14 protein-coding genes are annotated in these 18,630 nt (G+C 57.4%); 8 read left to right on the top strand and 6 right to left on the bottom strand.

Annotated features, from left to right (window positions below):
• Positions 1-19: 19 nt before the first annotated feature.
• From pgm to CQ009_RS11595, 4 genes are all read right to left on the bottom strand, one after another.
• Positions 20-1,666, bottom strand: a complete 1,647-nt coding sequence (gene pgm / locus CQ009_RS11610) for a phosphoglucomutase (alpha-D-glucose-1,6-bisphosphate-dependent) (protein WP_064389890.1) — start codon at positions 1,664-1,666, stop codon at positions 20-22.
• Positions 1,667-1,750: 84 nt separating this feature from the next.
• Positions 1,751-3,172 (bottom strand): PLP-dependent aminotransferase family protein, encoded by a 1,422-nt coding sequence (locus CQ009_RS11605; RefSeq protein ID WP_105706245.1) that lies wholly within the window; start codon positions 3,170-3,172, stop codon positions 1,751-1,753.
• A 49-nt stretch (positions 3,173-3,221) separates the two neighbouring features.
• On the bottom strand, positions 3,222-4,688 hold the full coding sequence (locus CQ009_RS11600) for a hypothetical protein (protein ID WP_105706241.1): 1,467 nt from the start codon (positions 4,686-4,688) through the stop codon (positions 3,222-3,224).
• Positions 4,689-5,234: 546 nt separating this feature from the next.
• Positions 5,235-6,257: a zinc-dependent alcohol dehydrogenase family protein gene (locus CQ009_RS11595; RefSeq protein WP_064389887.1), complete on the bottom strand. Its 1,023-nt coding sequence runs from the start codon at positions 6,255-6,257 to the stop codon at positions 5,235-5,237.
• 269 nt (positions 6,258-6,526) lie between these two features.
• Between CQ009_RS11595 and CQ009_RS11590 the strand changes: the two genes are divergently transcribed.
• The 3 genes from CQ009_RS11590 to CQ009_RS30185 all read left to right on the top strand — a co-directional run bounded on the left by CQ009_RS11590 (position 6,527) and on the right by CQ009_RS30185 (position 8,480).
• Positions 6,527-7,441 (top strand): LysR family transcriptional regulator, encoded by a 915-nt coding sequence (locus CQ009_RS11590; RefSeq protein WP_034154182.1) that lies wholly within the window; start codon positions 6,527-6,529, stop codon positions 7,439-7,441.
• Positions 7,442-7,970: 529 nt separating this feature from the next.
• Positions 7,971-8,213 (top strand): hypothetical protein, encoded by a 243-nt coding sequence (locus CQ009_RS30190; RefSeq protein ID WP_256585408.1) that lies wholly within the window; start codon positions 7,971-7,973, stop codon positions 8,211-8,213.
• A gap of 66 nt (positions 8,214-8,279) precedes the next feature.
• Positions 8,280-8,480: a hypothetical protein gene (locus CQ009_RS30185; protein ID WP_241088758.1), complete on the top strand. Its 201-nt coding sequence runs from the start codon at positions 8,280-8,282 to the stop codon at positions 8,478-8,480.
• A 22-nt stretch (positions 8,481-8,502) separates the two neighbouring features.
• Here CQ009_RS30185 and CQ009_RS11575 read toward each other — a convergent pair whose 3' ends face one another.
• Both CQ009_RS11575 and CQ009_RS11570 read right to left on the bottom strand, forming a co-directional pair.
• A complete protein-coding gene (locus CQ009_RS11575) occupies positions 8,503-9,831 on the bottom strand; it encodes a hypothetical protein (RefSeq protein WP_105706235.1) in 1,329 nt (442 codons plus the stop codon).
• Positions 9,832-9,833: 2 nt separating this feature from the next.
• Entirely contained in the window at positions 9,834-11,240 is a 1,407-nt protein-coding gene (locus CQ009_RS11570; protein ID WP_105706232.1) for an McrB family protein, read from the bottom strand.
• 359 nt (positions 11,241-11,599) lie between these two features.
• On the opposite strand from CQ009_RS11570, the gene CQ009_RS11565 reads away from it, so the two are divergent.
• The 5 genes from CQ009_RS11565 (at position 11,600) to CQ009_RS11545 (ending at position 18,561) form a co-directional block, all read left to right on the top strand.
• Entirely contained in the window at positions 11,600-11,947 is a 348-nt protein-coding gene (locus CQ009_RS11565; protein ID WP_105706228.1) for a DUF4190 domain-containing protein, read from the top strand.
• Between the two features lie 15 nt (positions 11,948-11,962).
• Complete coding sequence (locus CQ009_RS11560; protein ID WP_064389877.1) at positions 11,963-12,415, top strand: DUF805 domain-containing protein; 453 nt, start codon at positions 11,963-11,965, stop codon at positions 12,413-12,415.
• 267 nt (positions 12,416-12,682) lie between these two features.
• Positions 12,683-13,936: a multidrug efflux RND transporter periplasmic adaptor subunit MexE gene (mexE, locus tag CQ009_RS11555; protein ID WP_105706224.1), complete on the top strand. Its 1,254-nt coding sequence runs from the start codon at positions 12,683-12,685 to the stop codon at positions 13,934-13,936.
• Between the two features lie 15 nt (positions 13,937-13,951).
• On the top strand, positions 13,952-17,143 hold the full coding sequence (locus CQ009_RS11550) for an efflux RND transporter permease subunit (RefSeq protein WP_064389875.1): 3,192 nt from the start codon (positions 13,952-13,954) through the stop codon (positions 17,141-17,143).
• Positions 17,140-18,561, top strand: a complete 1,422-nt coding sequence (locus CQ009_RS11545; RefSeq protein ID WP_064389874.1) for an efflux transporter outer membrane subunit — start codon at positions 17,140-17,142, stop codon at positions 18,559-18,561. Before CQ009_RS11550 ends, CQ009_RS11545 begins: the two co-directional genes overlap by 4 nt.
• The last annotated feature ends 69 nt before the right edge of the window (positions 18,562-18,630 follow it).

The following is an 18,630-nucleotide window of genomic DNA, read 5'->3' as shown; positions in this document are numbered from 1 at the left end:
GGTTATCTGCAGGCTCGGATCATTTGGTCGAAATAGCGCCATCCACCAACGTCTGCGCTTCGGCCACCAGTTGCTTGAGGTGGTCGTCGCTGACGAAGCTTTCGGCGTAGATCTTGTAGATGTCTTCGGTGCCGGATGGACGCGCTGCGAACCAGCCGTTTTCGGTCATCACTTTCAAGCCACCAATCGCCTGATCGTTACCCGGTGCGTGGCTGAGGATGCTCTGGATCTTCTCGCCTGCCAGTTCAGTGGAAGTGACCTGTGCCGGCGACAGTTTGCTCAGCAAGGCTTTTTGTTCAGGATTAGCCTTGGCATCGACACGCACCGAGAACGGCTCGCCCAGCTCATCGGTCAGCGCGCGATAAGCCTGGCTTGGGTCACGGCCAGTGCGGGCAGTCATTTCAGCCGCGAGCAAGGCCGGAATCAGACCGTCCTTGTCAGTGCTCCAGACACCACCGTCCTTGCGCAGGAACGAAGCGCCGGCGCTCTCTTCCCCGCCAAAACCCAGCGAGCCGTCGAACAAACCCTCGGCAAACCATTTGAAACCGACCGGCACTTCATACAAGCGACGTCCCAGACGTTTGGCAACGCGATCGATCAGACCGCTGCTGACCACGGTTTTACCGACGGCAGCGTCGGCACGCCATTGCGGGCGATTCTGGAACAGGTAATCAATCGACACGGCCAGATAGTTGTTCGGCGCCAGCAAACCACCGGACGGCGTGACGATACCGTGGCGGTCGTGATCCGGGTCGCAGGCGAACGCCACGTCGAAACGTTCTTTCAAGCCGATCAAGCCCTGCATGGCGTGGCTGGACGATGGGTCCATGCGAATCTGGCCGTCCCAGTCGACGGTCATGAAACGGAAAGTCGAATCGACTTCCTTGTTGACCACGTCCAGGTCTAGACGATAGTGCTCGGCAATGGCCGACCAGTAGCGCACCCCTGCTCCGCCCAGCGGATCAACGCCCAGACGCAATTTGGCGTCACGGATGGCATCGAAATCGATGACGTTGATCAGGTCGGCAACGTAGGTATTCAGGTAATCGTGGCGATGGGTCGTGCCAGCCTTGAGCGCCTGCTCGTAGCTGATGCGCTTGACCCCGGCCAGCTTGTTGGCCAGCAGTTCGTTGGCCTTGGCTTCGATCCACTTGGTGATGTGAGTATCGGCCGGACCACCGTTGGTTGGGTTGTATTTGTAGCCACCGCTTTGCGGCGGGTTGTGCGACGGCGTAATGACGATGCCGTCAGCCAGGCCCGAGGTACGGCCACGGTTGTAGCAAAGAATTGCGTGCGAGATAGCGGGCGTCGGGGTGTATTCGTCACCCTCGGCGATCATCACGGTCACACCGTTGGCTGCCAGAACTTCCAGCGCACTGGCGCCGGCCGGGGTCGACAAGGCGTGGGTATCGATGCCGACGAACAACGGGCCGGTAATGCCCTGGGCTTCGCGGTACAGGCAGATGGCCTGGCTGATCGCCAGAACGTGCCATTCATTAAAACTCAAATCGAAGGAACTGCCGCGGTGTCCGGAAGTACCGAACGCCACTCGCTGAGTGGAAACCGATGCATCAGGTTGGCCCGTGTAGTAGGCCGTTACCAGTCGCGGGATATCGACCAACAATTCTGCCGGTGCCGGTTTGCCCGCAAAAGGACTGAGTGTCATGCAAAACCTCTGAGATCGAGTGGTTCAGGAAATACAGCGCAGTTTACTGGCAGTTTGACCGCAGTGCGATGGGATGTATCCGGATCAACTCAGATGTTTTTTAACGTCAGTCGCCGAGGCCAGTCGCAGTGCATCGGCGACCCGTCCTACCACATCAGGCAGATCGTGATCACTGTGACTGATCGGGCTCAAGCGCAGGTGATGTGGGTAATGGCCGTTGAGACTGAACAGTTCACCGGGGGCGATAACGATCTGCTGTCTGAGCAAGCGCTGGAACACTTCGTTCATGTCGACCCGACGTATCGAACGTAGCCATAGGGTTGCGCCACCTTGCGGTTCGACAATCTGCAGCGCATCGCCCAGACGCTCACGCAGCAAGTGGATCAATTGCGTTCGACGCTCCTTGAGCAAACGTCGCAGCACCTGCAAATGCTGGTCGATGCGGCCACTCGCAAACAATCGTGCGAGGGCTTTCTGGCGAGTCGCCGACAATCGAAACGAGCGCAGCAGGAAATGCCGTTGCAACTCGGTGCGCCACTGCCGTGACAAGACAAAACCGTAGGGCGCTTCGACCCCGATAAGTTTGTCGAAAGCGCTAAACACCAGCAACCGATCAGGATCCAGCCAGTCGCGCAGGCGCTGGGCATATGGCTCGTCGGCCAATTCGCTGCTGCAGTCGTTCTCCAGCACCCAGGTGCCATGGTTGGCGAGCAGTTGGGCAATCAACTGCCGATTGGCGTCCGGCCCGAGACTGCCGTGCGGCAAACTCAATGACGAAGACAACAGGATCAACCCGACTCGTTCGGACTGAAGCAGCATCACCAGTTGCTGCGGATCAAGCTGACCGTCAGCCTGCAACGGCAATTCGATCACCCTCACCTGCGCGGCTTCCAACAGTCGCAGGATCACCCAGTCGCAGGGTGACTCCACTAGCACCGTCACGTCTCGCAACTGCAGTACGCAGATCAGAATTTCCAGTACCGAACGCAGGTCGGCGCCTATGTACACGTCATCCGCGTGCCAGCAGTTAACCGGGGAAACGGTATATCGCGCGGCCAGAACCGTGCGCAGCTCCAGTTCACCACAGGGCTGCGCCAATGATTGTGGCTGGCGAGGGTACTGGCGCAGCAACTCGCGTTCGAGCATCAACAACGGACTGTCCAGAGACTGCAATGAAGCCGGCTCATCTGCACTCAGTACGCACATTCCTGGGAGGCGCGCATTGCCATACACCGCTTCAAGCACGTCGCTACCGTTGGCAGCTGGTGCCATCAGCGCGGACGCCTGGGCGTAATAGCCGGACTTGGCAACCGAATAGACCCGCCCTTCTTTCTCCAGCAACGAATAGGCGTACTGAATGGTCGAGATCGAGACATTCAAACGCTCCGCCAACTGCCTTAATGAAGGTAAACGCAGCGCACAGCCACTGACGGAGGCGTTGATCAACACGGTCAGATATCGATAAACCGCCTGATACGCGAAATCATTTTCCCGCCGGGATTTCATGGCTGCGGATCCGCGAGCCATTGCACTGCCACTCTCGCAGAAATCACGTTCAACCTTCCGCCGACCGCTCATTTGCGGCCGTTTGCGTGACGGCTGTCGCCGGTTTCTGCGAGCTCTGCTGCTCTGGCGACTCAGGAATCTGGATTGCGCTCATGGCGTACAAACGGGCAATCAATTTCACCGGTAGCCCGCTGACCTCGGTCATCCACTTCATCACTTGTTCCGGGGCATGCAAGCCTTGCATGGCACGGTGTAAATCCGGCAATGCCACGAGCATGCCCGGATGACATTTGCGCAGAAATATTTCGAGCCCCGCGCCACTGTCGATAAAGGGCGCAAACAGCAGACACGTCAGCTGGTTTTCACTGAGATTGAAGGTTTCCTGCAAGTGACTGGCAGCGTGTATTCGCCGCTGTTCAAGATCGAGCAGGTTGCCGTAGGTTGCCAGCAAATGTTCACAAACCGGCTCGGGCACCTGATTGCGGCGCAATGTTGCGAGAGTGTCTTGCAGATAGACGGCAACACCGCTCTCATAGGTCTGGTCTTCGATGACACTCGCGTGCAATCCATGCAGGTGCGCGGCCACCAATGGCTCAACGAACTCGTGATCACCTTGATGCAGCGTCAGGTCGTCGGCCTGAAATCCGAGGAAGTCACTGAGCAAAGGCCAGCGCTCTTCGAGTTTGCCGACAATCATGTCGTTGATGTCGATGAAGCTGGAGCGACGACACGCCTCGAACTGCCCTTCCGGACGCCACGGCAATTGCTCGCCCTCCGTGTAAAAATGCCGGTAGTAGTCGCTACCCAGCCCGTCAAGCATCGGAAATAACGCCTCAAAACCGCGATGATTCGCCGGTAATCCGCCAATCCCGGCTTTGAGTGCCGCCCGATTGAGTCCTTCCAGAAACAGTGTCTGCCGACGAGGAGGCTCAGCGCCGATCATCGCGTCGACACCGTTGTTCCAGCGAGCGATCTGGCTGTAGAACTCCGCTGTAGCCAGGTAGGCGTCATCCCATAATTCGAGGATTTCGTTCGACGTTCGGCGATGCCCCGACATCAGCAGATTGACGCGATTAGCCTCGCGACTGGCTTCACTGACCACCGACTGGAAATCGAAGGGAGCAACCTGTCGATGATCCACCATCAATAACTCGACCCGAGGATCGTCGTAGAGAAACAGCGCGCCGTAGCTGCGGTGCATGTTCTGCAGTGCGCCATGGCTGTTGCCATTCAAGCGCAAAGAGGCAACGCGCAATTGAAAGGTCGCCGGCGCCCGACCTGCAAGGCTCAGTTGCGCGGCTCGCAGCAATGCCAACGTGTAGCAACTGTCCCGTGAGCCTGACTGGATCACCAGCACCTTGAAGGATCCGATGTGTTCCATGCCGCCGGCCGCCACCAGCAGGCGCTGGATCAACAGCTGCAAAGCCGTCCGCTCTGCACGGGAGAAGAAACTCAATAACCGTTGCAGAACTTGCTGGTAGACGTAATTCATTGCCTGATCATGGATCGTAGTCATCGGTATTTACCCGGTATCAATAGTTTCATGCCGCGCGCACTGAAAGGTCAGTCGCACAACAATTCATCAATAAGTAATAGACGCTTGAATGCTAACACTTACGCGATCGTAGTTATTTGAAACACATGAGCAATCAAAGACTGATCAGCGCACAACCAGCGCCATTAACACATTGTTATAGAAGGATATTTTTTGCATAAAAAATACCCTAGGAAACTTCCGACAACGTCCCACGACAATTGAGTACAAGAAAAAAAGACGCTGCTTCGGAAACGCCCTACAACAATTAAACAGAAATTATCGGAGCGCACAGAAGTAGCCGTTTGATATTGCACAGGACAAATAGAATGCACAGACATGGCTCATTCCTTGAGATGAAAGTAATCATTCAATTATCAGGGCTTATATGACGATTAGAAGATACAGATCGAAAGCAAAAACCAGTTCAGTTGCTGAACGGCCGCACAGGCGAAACCAGGCAGGCTTTCATTTGGGGAGGGATAAACACAGAAGAGTCCGTGGGGTCACGGACTCTGTTCAGCAGGGTCAGGCAGGTTCGATTTGCAGTGCGACCCGCTCGCGGCATGGGCATTCGTCCATGTAGCGATGAGCTTCGACGAACTCGTTGAACGGGAACACCCGGGTCTTCAACGGCTCCAGCACTCGATCGGCTGTCAGCTGGTTGATGTCACGCAGGGCACGTTGCAGCGCGACATGATCCTGAGTGATGCCCAGTTCCGGCTTGCCGGTGAAGTTGCCGATGCAGTGGACGAAGAACTGAATGTTCTTCTGGAACGCTGCACACGCCGGGAATGGCGTCTGGTTACCACCTTGCAGGCCATACAGGACAAGACTGCCGCGCGGTGCCAGGACGTCGCCGAGCAGCGACATCTGCGGGCCACCCAGACCGTCGAAAACCACGTCAACACCGCGGTTGTCAGTGATCTTGTTGACGCGCATCAGCAGATCTTCTTCCTCGGTGACGATGACTTTCTCGGCGCCCAGGGACAGCAAATATTCACGTTCTTGCGCTGACTTCGTCGCGGCAATCACCCGTACACCCATGGCCTTGCCCAACTGGACAAAGGACGGACCGGCGCAATGGCTGGCGTCAGTGACCAGAGCAAACTGCCCCGGCTTGACCCGTGCGAGATCGGCGTAGGCAAAGTAGGCAATCAGCAGCGGCGTGTAATGCACGCTGGCTTCGATCGGGCTGAGCACGTCCGGATAGCGGGTCAGCGCAGTGCGTGGCAATACGATCTGCTCGCCGTAGACAGGGTAGTCGTTCGGGCTTTCAGCCGGAAAACTGGCGACCTTGTCACCTACGGACAGGTCCTCGACATTGGCACCGACTGCGGTGACGACACCGGCCATCTCATGGCCAAGGCCCGAAGGCAGGCGAGCCTGAGACGAGGCCAGGTTCTGACGCCAGAGCGTGTCATACCAGCTGATGCCGATCGCTTCGACACGCACCTGCACTTCGCCAGGACCTGGCTGAGCGGCCGCATGCTCTTCGCATTTGAGCACCTCGGCGGGACCAAACTTGTGAAAACGGATCGTGCGGGACATCGCAAACCTCGTCAAAGTAACCTCTAATGCCATGAACTCTATCTGGGCTTTCGACCCAAGACTATCAGTGGCTATTAATAGTCGACATGCCTGTCATTGATTCCGCAGTATGGGCGGCATTGGCAAAACCCATGAAAAACTGCTGCCACCGTCTCAGTAAAGCTGAATTTTCCGGTGCAGAGTACCAGCCTTTCACCGTAATATTCATGCCGGCCATTGTTCTCATATGGCCGCTCTCGTCAAGCTTGATGACTCTGCCAGGACTCCAGATGAATCGTAATGACCTGCGTCGTGTCGACCTGAACCTGTTGATCGTATTCGAAACATTGATGCACGAACGCAGCGTGACCCGGGCGGCGGAAAAGCTGTTTCTCGGTCAACCTGCGATCAGTGCGGCGCTCTCGCGCCTGCGTAGCCTGTTCGATGACCCGCTATTTGTACGCACCGGGCGCAGCATGGAACCGTCTGCCCGCGCGGTGGAAATCTTCGCCCTGCTCTCGCCGGCCCTCGATTCGATTTCGACCGCCGTCAGCCGCGCGGCCGAATTCGACCCGGCCACCAGCACTTCGGTATTTCGGATCGGTTTGTCCGATGACGTCGAATTCGCCCTGCTGCCGATGCTGCTCAAACGTCTGCGTGCTGAATCGCCGGGGATCGTATTGGTGATCCGTCGCGTCAATTACATATTGATGCCGGGCCTGCTGGCCTCCGGCGAGATATCCATTGGTGTCAGCTACACCACCGACCTGCCGGCCAACGCCAAGCGCAAGGTCTTGCGTCGCAGCGCGCCTAAACTGCTGCGCGCCGATACCGTGCCGGGGCCCCTGAGCCTGGATGACTATTGCGCGCGGCCACATGCGCTGGTCTCGTTTGCCGGCGACCTCAGTGGGTTTATTGATGAAGAGCTGGAGAAACTGGGTCGCAAACGGCATGTGGTGCTGGCCGTGCCGCAGTTCAACGGGTTAAGTACGCTTTTGGCAGGCACCGATATCGTTGCGACCGTGCCGGATTACACGGCGGATGCGCTGACAGCGGCTGGCGGTGTGCGAGCGGAGGATCCGCCGTTGCCGACGCGTACGTTTGAGCTGCACATGGCGTGGCGTGGGTCGCAGGATAATGATCCGGGGGAGAGATGGTTGCGGTCGCGGATTCAGATGTTTTTTGGGGATCCGGATAGTCTTTGAAACAAGGGTCGAGATCCTGTGGTTCGGTCCCGGGTAGCTGTCGCTTGATGCGCGTAGCTATCCTGTTTGATCATCGCAGGCTCCCCTTCAACGTTTTAGCGTCCGTCAGAAGGTATAGGCCTACAGAGTCACTTTGGTGTCTCACCTTCCAGCAGAAATTGATACAAGGAGCAAATATCCTGACTTCTCGATACCAGGTACTTCTCTTGCATACGACGGCGTATGACATGATCCGCATCTAGTGCTGCCCTTTTGTCACTGCCACTCAGTAGGTCAATGTAACTATCCACGTAGGGCTTCATCCCGACAACTCTCGCCACACCGTATACAAGATCACCTCCGACGGCCTGCTTACTGGCACTTTCTTGCAGTATCAACAGCCGCCAAGGCGTTTCACTGAAAAACCCTTGGACAAACCTGTCGATATAACCCGCCTTCTCTAAAGTTGTGCAGTTTGTCACCCATCTGTCTCTTCGAATCCAGTACGACAGATCAGGATCACACCTACGCACTGCTGGAAAGTGGCCAAGTGATCGGCTGTATCGGCACGCGTTCAGAACCGATGCGTGGACGCTTTGCAGAATTGCTGGGCTCGATGCGTTATCAACTGGTGGCATCACCAGACTTTCAACAACGCTGGTTTGCCAAGGGCCTGAATCGCTCTGCTGCGCGCAAGGCACCAGTATTTGCCTATTCTCGCAAGGACACATTGCAGTCTGATTTCGTGCAGTCACGCTTCGGCCTGCACGCAGACGCTTATCCCACTCACTAATTGTCACTTCCAGAGGCACGCCTGAAAGCTATCCGCCGAGGGCTGGGTTATGGAATGGTGCCGTATATGCAGGTCAGCGATTCGCTGAAAAGTCGGGATCTGGTGGATGTGGCCCCGGGGCATTTCACCGATATCGAGCTTTATTGGCATGCCTGGGAACTGCAATCGCCACGCATGGAAGCACTTTCCGAGCGTGCGGTCCATGCCGCGCGGCGTACCTTGAGCAGCAAGGGCCCGGTAAAGCGCTCCACCATGCCGAAGAAGTAGCTGGCGCCCGGCGGTGATGGGATCAGGACCGTGTCGAGCGCTGGTATTGATCAGCGTATGCCTTGATCAGCTCGGTGGTCGCCAGCGTACGCACACGCAGCGGCGGGTCCCAGGCCGGTTCGCCGCGAAACTCGAACCATGACTCTAGCTCGCCCGGCAACCACATCTCCAGCCAGACTTCGTGCTCGCTCAACCCCTCTCTGGCCAGATGGTTATGCAGTAGCAGCCCGTAGGCCTCCAGATTCAGAAAGTCCCGCTCTTCCTTGGCGAGCTCAGCATTCTTGCTCCACTTGGGCCGTTTTAAAGTAGCCTGCTCGTAGTATTTGAAATCCACCACCGTCCAGACTTCACCCTCCTGCTTGACCAGATCGGGGCGCCGTTTGATGTGGTTGCGAGCGAAAATCCTGTAGCGCTGCTTTTGCCAGCGGGCTAGCGTCGTGGCATCGGCTATTCCAAGTGGCAGATGCTGATCATCGCAAGTCTGGAAAGCTTCGAGCCTGCCTTCACCTTCGCTCAACCCATGACACAAACAGACTGATTCCCAGACTGCCCAGAATTTTCCAACGCCCCATATCAGCCCGGTGTCCTGGTTGCTTTGTGTACCTGCATGCAGGTATCGCTCCAGCGCATCGTGCAACTGATAATAGTGAGCGTCACGAGGTGCCGCGCAGCGGTCGATACTTTGCAGCAAGTGGCGCAGATGGCTCAGGCTGCGCTGGCGTGACAGCGCATCACCGCAATAGAGCGAGTCTTCGGCGCTGAGGTAACGGTGGCGGAAATCTTGCGCCAGCGCTTCGCCTTCAACAACGAAACTGCCCCAGGCACATCGGGGATCGACTTTGAGAAAACCCCGATAAAAATCCAGCGCCAGAAAGCAGTAAAGGCCGACGATATCCGCCTTGCCAAACTGACCGAACCGCCGGTCTTGCTGGATCGACTCAAAGTAAGCCGCGCCTCGTTGATCAAACAGCGCACGATGCAGATGTCGATCAAAACGGCGATATGGGTTATCGACACTGCGACCGCGCCGCTCACACATTGAAAGCAGGCTGCGTGGATCGGCACGATCGAACAACTCGTCCAGCGCCAGCGCGTCGTGGAACGCCATTCCGTCGTCAGCCCGCTCATTGCCCTTGTCATCGGCTTCGACACCATCATGGGCTGTCAGCACCTCATGCTCGCGCTGGGTTCGGCGAAACACTACGAAACAACGGTAAAGCAGCGACAACGCCTCAGCGCTGTTCACTTCGCTCATGCCATGGGGCACCTTCAACAGATAGCGCCCATCCTTTTCGCGAAACAGTCCCACCTCGCCGTCGCTTTCGACTCGTTCAATGTCGTCGAGCAGCATCGTCAGGCCTCGTCGGATGCAGGCAATGCATCATCTTCCAGATCCAGGGCAGCCTCAACGAACGCGGCGCTTAGTAGTTCGTGGATATCAGGGGGTGGGCACAAGCATTTAATGAACTCGTCGACCCGCGTGGCAAACTGCCCGAAGGTGCGCAGCTCACGCTGTTCGATTGCGAGCAGCGTACACAACGGGGACCGGTCACGATCAAAGACGTTGTCCCACAAATAGAGGAACAACTTGCCCACGATATCGGCGCGCTCAATGCGGTGAACTTCAGAGTGCAGTTTGAACCTGGCAAGCTGCTCTAAATAGTCTTCGATAATCAGACCTTTGGTGTCCGACTTGAACTTCTTTGGAGAGGTCTTTGAACAGTAGTACTGATTTGCATGGCCGGAACTGGAACGGATTCTTGTGAACTTGAGTTCAGCTTTTGGATCATGGCCACCCTCCTTCAGCAAGCGCTTGCGATTGGCTTCGGACATTTTGTCAGCCAGCGTCTTCAAGTCATCGTCGAACGCTCTGCTTTGCCGAACACCGCTGGCGGGGTCGCCAATCATGCCGGTCGCGGCAATGAGCTTGTTCAGTTCTTTTGGGTAGACATCGGCCAGAGTTCTATCCGGCTCGCGCCTGCCTTTGATAAACCAAGGCCCCACCAGCTTGTCATCGAGCCTTGGGGCTGTGCAGCGGTCTCGAATGAACTGGTTCAGCGCGGTGACGAATGTCTCCCAAGTCAAATGATGTGCTGACGGCATGAGAGCCTTTTTCTGGCTGGCCGGCACGTCATTGCTGAACTCTTCAGCACAGAATTCAAAATGCCAGCGACGCTTGAACGCCGAGTCCATGAAATACACGGATTCGTCGCTGGTGTTCATCGTGCCGATCATGATCAGGTTCGGCGGCAAGCATAACTGACGCTGCTTCAGCGTATCCGCCAGTCGCTTGTTCAAATCGGGAAAAGGACTGTTGTGGCCGAGCAGTGCAAGCTCGGCCTCAAGCGCATCGATCACCAGATCGGAAACACTGATCGCATAGCTCGACCAGCCCTCATCATCACGATCAAGCAACTGGAACACATCGCCAAAAATTTCTGCGCAATTACCGCGGTTGATCTCATCGACAAGCAGCAATACGTTCTGCGATGCCTGACCGTTACTTGCCTGAGGCAGATGACTATAGGCAAGCGCCAACGCACGCAGGAAAGGCCCGGCGTGGACGCGATACTCGATCTGATTTTCCCGAGTTCTGGGCATCAATCGCGCAACGAATTCGCCGTAGCTGTAATCCGGATGAAAGGCGACTGGAACGATCTGCGCATCGTCCACGCCCAGAGCCTCGGCCTTTGTCGTCCGGGCCCGATGGCTTTTACTGGTGCCGGGCGGTCCGAACAGGATCAACTGATGCTCAACCATGAGTGCTCTTTCTCCTTGAGCGAATGAAACAGGAAATGGGTCGCGAAAAATAACATCATAGAGCCACTATTCAAATGCAATCATTTCATCTGCGGTCATGACCTTTGCACGCACCGCTACGCAGATTTGTCACCAAACAGATTTATAGCCCCCTAGCGAAATGTGCATGTCAGGCGCTTGCTCGGGACTTATAGGTCTTGAGGCTCTCAAAGGAGTGTTGAACCACCCACCACAGCTTCTACAAGGGCAAAAATGCCATTAGTGGCACAGTGCCTGATGACAAATTTGGTAATAAAGATTAACTTAGCGCCGCCTCGGCCTACGGAAGGTCGGGATTTCGCACTCAGTTAAGGAAAACGATGGCAATGGTCTATTGTCGTGCTTGCGCCAAGGAGCTTCACGAAACGGCGCTCTCTTGCCCCCAGTGCGGGGCCAGCCAACAGGCCTTCGTGCCGCAAACGCAAGCCGAAGTACCTTGGCTAGCCATCGTTTCGATGATCCTCGGAATTATCTGCGCACTCACGCTCTTTGATGATTCCGAATGGGACGCTGAAACGATCCTCGGTGTTGGTTTTATCAGCATCGCCGGCCTCGCCTGCGGCATCATTTGCATCAACCAAAAACACTCAGGAAGAAACCTTGCGATCGCCGGCATCATTTTGTCTGGCCTTACCGCGTTGGTTTTGCTGTGTCTATCGATTGAATAATTTTAGGGAAAAAATATGAGCATGGTTTTCTGCCGCGGTTGCGCCAAGGAAATAAGCACTTTGGCCGTGGCTTGCCCACAGTGCGGGGCGCCTCAGGCAACCCAACAGTCCTATGCACAAGGCCCCGCCATTTCGACGGGCAATCCTTACCTTGAAGCATTGAAGAATTACGCGGTATTCAACGGTCGTGCTACGCGCCGTGAATACTGGTTGTTCTTCCTGATCAGCATGGGTGTTGCGTTCGTTATGGGATTCATTGACGGTTTTTTCAAAACCGGCGGGGTTCTGCAAGGTCTTTATAATCTGGCGCTGCTAGTGCCGAGCATTGCCGTTGGTGTACGTCGTATGCACGACACCGATCGTAGCGGCTGGTGGTTGCTGCTGCCAATCGTCAACCTGGTGTTCCTGGCGCAAGACAGCCAGCCGGGCCCGAACCGTTTCGGTCCGAACCGCAAAGGCATCAACTGATACACATCGGCATCTAGCTGATCGAGACGGCCTTCATGGCCGTCTCTTTGTTTCTGGCCTGCGGATTTGCACCGTGATTTGCTACGCAACGCATCATGAAACTTTCATCACGGATATTGATAGCCCCCTAACGAAAGACGCATACTAGAGGGCTCGTTCGGGTCTTATATCATTCCGAATGATAGTTACCTTTGCTTCATTCGATTCGTGCCATCACACCCCGCCGATCATCATCCGCCCATCTTCAATACATTGGCGGATGCATCCATGGAACAGTCACTCAAACATTTGCGCTTCCCGTTGGCCTTGTTGGCCGTACTGGTGATGAGCGCCTGCGGCAAGACTCCGGAGACTGCCGCCACCGCGCCTGCTGCCAAAGTCAGCGTGGCCAAGGTAATCGAGCAACCGGTCAACGAGTGGGACGAATTCACCGGGCGCCTTGAGGCGCCGGAAACCGTTGAAATCCGTCCACGGGTCTCCGGCCAAATCGATCAAGTCGCTTTCACTGAAGGCGCGCTGGTCAAGAAAGGCGACCTGCTGTTCCAGATCGACCCGCGTCCGTTCCAGGCTGAGGTGCGCCGCCTCGAAGCCCTCGTAGCCCAATCCCGCGCCAACGCCACCCGCAGTGAAAACGAAGCTGGTCGTGGCGAACGCCTGCGTGCCAGCAACGCGATTTCTGCAGAGCTCGCCGACTCGCGTACCAGTGCGGCTCAAGAAGCCCGAGCTGCTGTCGGTGCCCTGCAGGCGCAGCTGGATCTGGCCAAACTGAACCTCAGCTTCACCCGCGTGACCGCACCGATCAGTGGCCGTGTCAGCCGTGCCGAAATCACCGCCGGTAACCTGGTGACCGCAGACACTACGCCGCTGACCAGCGTGGTTTCAACCGATCGCGTTTACGCCTACTTCGACGCTGACGAGCGCGTCTTCCTCAAATACACCCAACTGGCCCGTAACGGTCAGCGTGGCGCCACGACTCCGGTGTACATGGGCCTGTCCAACGAGGACGGCAATCCGCACCTGGGTCAGATGAACTTCGTCGACAACCAGGTCAACCCGAAAACCGGCACCATCCGTGGTCGCGCGGTGTTCGACAACAGCGACGGCACCTACACCCCGGGCCTGTACGCACGACTGAAACTGGTCGGCAGCGGCACTTACAACGCGATGCTGATCAACGACGAAGCGGTCGGTACCGACCTCGGCAAAAAGTTCGTGCTGGTGATGGATGCGGACAACAAAACCGCGTACCGCGCCGTCGAACTGGGTCCGAAAATCGAAGACCTGCGCATCGTCCGTACCGGCCTGAACAAGGACGACACGATCATCGTCAAGGGTCTGCAACGGGTTCGCCCTGGCTCGCCGGTCACCCCTGAAGTGGTACCGATGGCCAGCGAACAGACCATCGCGGCACTCGCTCAACAACGTCAAGCGCTGGAAGCCAGCAACCTGCCCAAAGTCGCCCCTGCCAAGGGTGCGTCCGGTGCGGTTGTGAAGCTGGCCGCCACGACCCCACGCGGTTAAGGGACGACAACTCCGATGAATTTTTCCCAATTCTTCATTTCACGGCCGATCTTCGCAGCGGTGCTGTCGCTGCTGATCCTGATCGCCGGTGCGATCTCGCTGTTCCAGTTGCCGATCAGTGAATATCCCGAAGTCGTGCCACCGACCGTGGTGGTACGTGCGAACTTCCCGGGTGCCAACCCTAAAGTCATCGGTGAAACCGTGGCCGCTCCGCTGGAGCAAGCGATTACCGGCGTCGAGAACATGCTGTACATGTCCTCGCAGTCGACCGCCGACGGCAAGATCACCCTGACCATCACCTTCGCCCTGGGCACAGACCTGGACAACGCGCAGGTGCAGGTGCAAAACCGGGTGACCCGTACCGAGCCGAAACTTCCCGAAGAAGTGACGCGCATCGGTATCACCGTCGACAAGGCGTCGCCCGACCTGACCATGGTTGTGCACTTGACCTCGCCGGACAAACGCTACGACATGCTCTACCTGTCGAACTACGCGATCCTCAACATCAAGGATGAGCTGGCGCGTCTGAACGGCGTCGGTGACGTGCAACTGTTCGGTATGGGCGACTATTCGCTGCGTGTCTGGCTCGACCCGAACAAGACTGCTTCGCGTAACCTGACCGCGACCGATGTGGTCACCGCGATTCGTGAGCAGAACCGTCAGGTTGCAGCCGGTCAATTGGGCGCGCCCCCTGCCCCGAATGCCCAGAGCTTTCAGCTATCGGTGAACACTCAAGGCCGTCTGGTCTCAGAGGAAGAGTTCGAGAACATCATCATTCGTGCAGGCGACGACGGTGAAATCACGCGCCTCAAAGACATCGCTCGCGTTGAGCTGGGTTCCAGCCAATATGCGCTGCGTTCGTTGCTGGATAATCAGCCGGCCGTAGCCATCCCGATCTTTCAGCGTCCAGGCTCCAATGCCATCGACATCTCGAACGACGTTCGGGCGAAAATGGACGAGTTGAAGAAAGGCTTCCCGCAAGGCATGGATTACAGCATCGTCTATGACCCGACGATCTTCGTGCGCGGTTCGATTGAGGCGGTGGTTCACACCCTCTTTGAAGCACTGATCCTCGTGGTACTGGTAGTGATCCTGTTCCTGCAAACCTGGCGCGCCTCGATCATTCCGTTGGTGGCGGTGCCGGTATCGTTGATCGGTACGTTTGCGGTGATGCATTTGTTTGGCTTCTCGCTTAACGCGCTGTCCTTGTTCGGCCTGGTACTGGCCATCGGTATCGTGGTCGACGACGCCATCGTGGTGGTGGAGAACGTTGAACGGAACATCGAACTCGGATTGAACCCGGTGGAAGCCACCAAGCGCGCCATGCGTGAAGTGACCGGTCCGATCGTTGCCACGGCACTGGTGCTGTGTGCGGTGTTCATTCCGGCGGCATTCATCTCCGGTCTCACCGGGCAGTTCTACAAGCAGTTCGCACTGACCATCGCGATCTCGACGGTGATCTCGGCATTCAACTCGCTGACCTTGTCGCCAGCGTTGGCCGCAGTCTTGCTGAAAAGCCACGACGCGCCGAAAGACCGCTTTTCCAAAGCACTCGACAAGATCTTCGGTGGCTGGTTGTTCCGTCCGTTCAACCGCTTCTTTGACCGTGCCAGCCATGGCTACGTCGGCACTGTGGGGCGGGTTATCCGCAGCAGCGGCATCGCCCTCCTCCTGTACGCAGGCCTGATGGTGCTGACCTTCTTCGGTTTCTCCAGCACCCCGACCGGTTTCGTGCCGGGCCAGGACAAGCAATACCTGGTGGCCTTCGCGCAATTGCCGGACGCTTCGAGCCTGGATCGCACCGAAGATGTGATCAAGCGCATGTCTGATCTGGCGCTGAAACAGCCAGGCGTGGAAAGCGCCGTAGCGTTCCCGGGGCTGTCGATCAACGGTTTCACCAACAGCCCGAACGCCGGCATCGTGTTCGTGACCCTGAAACCGTTCGACGAGCGTAAAGACCCGAGCATGTCCGCCGGTGCAATCGCCGGGGCCTTGAACGGCCAGTTCGCCAACATTCAAGAAGCGTACATGGCGATTTTCCCGCCACCGCCGGTACAAGGTCTGGGCACCATCGGTGGTTTCCGCCTGCAAATCGAAGACCGGGGCAACCTGGGCTACGACGAGCTGTACAAAGAAACCATGAACATCATCAACAAGAGCCACAGCGTGCCGGAACTGGCTGGCCTGTTCACCAGTTATACCGTGAACGTGCCGCAGGTCGATGCCGCGATCGACCGTGAAAAAGCCAAGACACACGGCGTGGCCGTCAGCGACATCTTCGACACCCTGCAGATCTACCTGGGTTCGCTGTATGCCAACGACTTCAACCGTTTTGGCCGCACCTATCAGGTCAACGTTCAGGCCGAACAGCAGTTCCGCCTCGAATCCGATCAGATCGGTCAGCTGAAAGTCCGTAACAACAAAGGCGAAATGATCCCGTTGGCGACCTTTATCAAGGTCAGCGACACCTCGGGCCCGGATCGCGTGATGCACTACAACGGCTTCATCACCGCTGAAATCAACGGTGCCGCAGCCCCGGGTTACAGCTCTGGCCAGGCCGAAAAAGCCATCGAAAAACTGCTCAAGGAAGAACTTCCGAACGGCATGACCTATGAATGGACCGACCTGACCTACCAGCAGATTCTGTCCGGCAACACTGCGCTGTTCGTGTTCCCGCTCTGCGTACTGCTGGCGTTCCTGGTACTCGCGGCTCAATACGAAAGCTGGAGCCTGCCACTGGCGGTGATCCTGATCGTACCGATGACCCTGCTCTCGGCCATTACCGGCGTGATCATCTCGGGCGGTGACAACAATATCTTCACCCAGATCGGTTTGATCGTACTGGTGGGACTTGCCTGTAAGAACGCGATTCTGATCGTCGAGTTTGCCAAGGACAAACAGGAAGAAGGTCTCGGCCCGCTCGCTGCAGTACTGGAAGCATGCCGTCTGCGTCTGCGGCCGATCCTGATGACCTCCTTCGCGTTCATCATGGGTGTGGTGCCACTGGTGTTCTCCAGCGGTGCCGGTGCCGAGATGCGTCACGCCATGGGTGTGGCGGTGTTCTCCGGGATGCTCGGGGTGACCTTCTTCGGCCTGTTGTTGACGCCCGTGTTCTACGTACTGATCCGTAATTTCGTCGAACGCGGTGAGCAGCGCAAAGCAGCCAAGGCGCTCAATCTTCAAAAGCCACTGGAGGCGCAACAATGAGTCTGAAAGTCTTCCTGCCGAGCCTGCTGGTGCTGGCCCTCAGTGCCTGCGCCGTCGGCCCCGACTACAAGACCCCAACCACGGAGGCGGCCAATATCACGGCCGCTACCGATGGCGCCGCCGGGCAAAAGAACTTCGACCGTACGAAATTCGAAGGCATCTGGTGGCAGCAATTCGACGATCCGACCCTCAACCAGTTGGTGACGCAATCGCTGCAAGGCAACCGTGAACTGCGCGTGGCATTCGCCCGCTGGAAAGCCGCCCGGGCGATCCGCGACGACGCCAGCAATGACGCAATGCCAACCATCACCAGCCGCGCCAGCAGTGACTTGGCCAAGGGCCAAATCCCTGGCCAGACCACCAACCGGGTCAATAGTGAACGCTATGACCTCGGTCTGGACATGGCCTGGGAACTCGACCTGTTCGGGCGCATCCAGCGTAATCTGGAAGCCAGCGACGCCGACCAGCAAGCCGCTGAAGCCGATCTGTATCAATTGCAAGTCACCATGATTGCCGAACTGGTGGACGCTTACGGCCAACTGCGTGGTGCGCAATTGCGGGAAAAGATCGCCGTGGCCAACCTGAACAACCAGCAGGAGTCGCGTAAGATCACCATCAGCCTGCGTGACGCCGGTGTTGGCGATCAACTCGATGTCGAGCGTGCCGATGCACGCCTGGCTTCGGTCGAAGCCAGCGTGCCGCAATTGCAGGCGGAGCAGGTTCGGCAGAAGAACCGCATCGCTACCCTGCTGGGCGAGCGCCCGGACAAGCTGACCGTCGACCTGAGTCCAAAAGACTTGCCAGCGATAGCCAAGGCCTTGCCGATCGGTGACCCGGGTGAACTGCTGCAACGTCGCCCGGACATTCTCAGTGCGGAACGCAACCTGGCTTCGGCCACGGCGCGCATCGGCGTGGCGAAAGCCGACCTGTTTCCTCGGGTCAGCCTTAGTGGCTTCCTCGGCTGGACGGCCGGGCGTGGTTCACAGATCGGTTCCTCGGCGGCCAACGCCTGGGCACTCGGTCCGAGCATCACGTGGGCGGCGTTCGACCTTGGCAGCGTGCGCGCCCGTTTGCGCGGCGCCGATGCTGAAGCCGAAGGCGCGCTGGCGACCTACGAGCAGCAAGTGCTGCTGGCCCTCGAGGAGTCGGAAAACGCTTTCAGTGATTACGGCAAACGTCAGCAACGCCTGATCTCGCTGATTCGTCAGAGTGAATCGAGCCGCAAGGCCGCTGATCTGGCTGAAATCCGCTATCGCGAAGGCACCACGGACTTCCTTGTGCTGCTCGATGCGCAGCGTGAGCGTCTGAACGCTGAAGACACTCAAGCCCAGGCTGAAGTCGATCTGTATCGCGGCATCGTCGCGATCTACAAGGCTCTAGGTGGCGGCTGGCAGCCGGAGACCGTCGCCAGCAAGTAATCGATTGTTAAAGAGCTCCTTTGGTTGGCCGCAACCAACCAGATTCTTTGCCCCGCGTATCATTCGGTC

Source organism: Pseudomonas sp. MYb2 (genome assembly GCF_002979955.1).
In the GTDB taxonomy this organism is placed as follows: Bacteria; Pseudomonadota; Gammaproteobacteria; order Pseudomonadales; family Pseudomonadaceae; genus Aquipseudomonas.
This window is presented reverse-complemented; position numbering and strand designations above follow the sequence as displayed.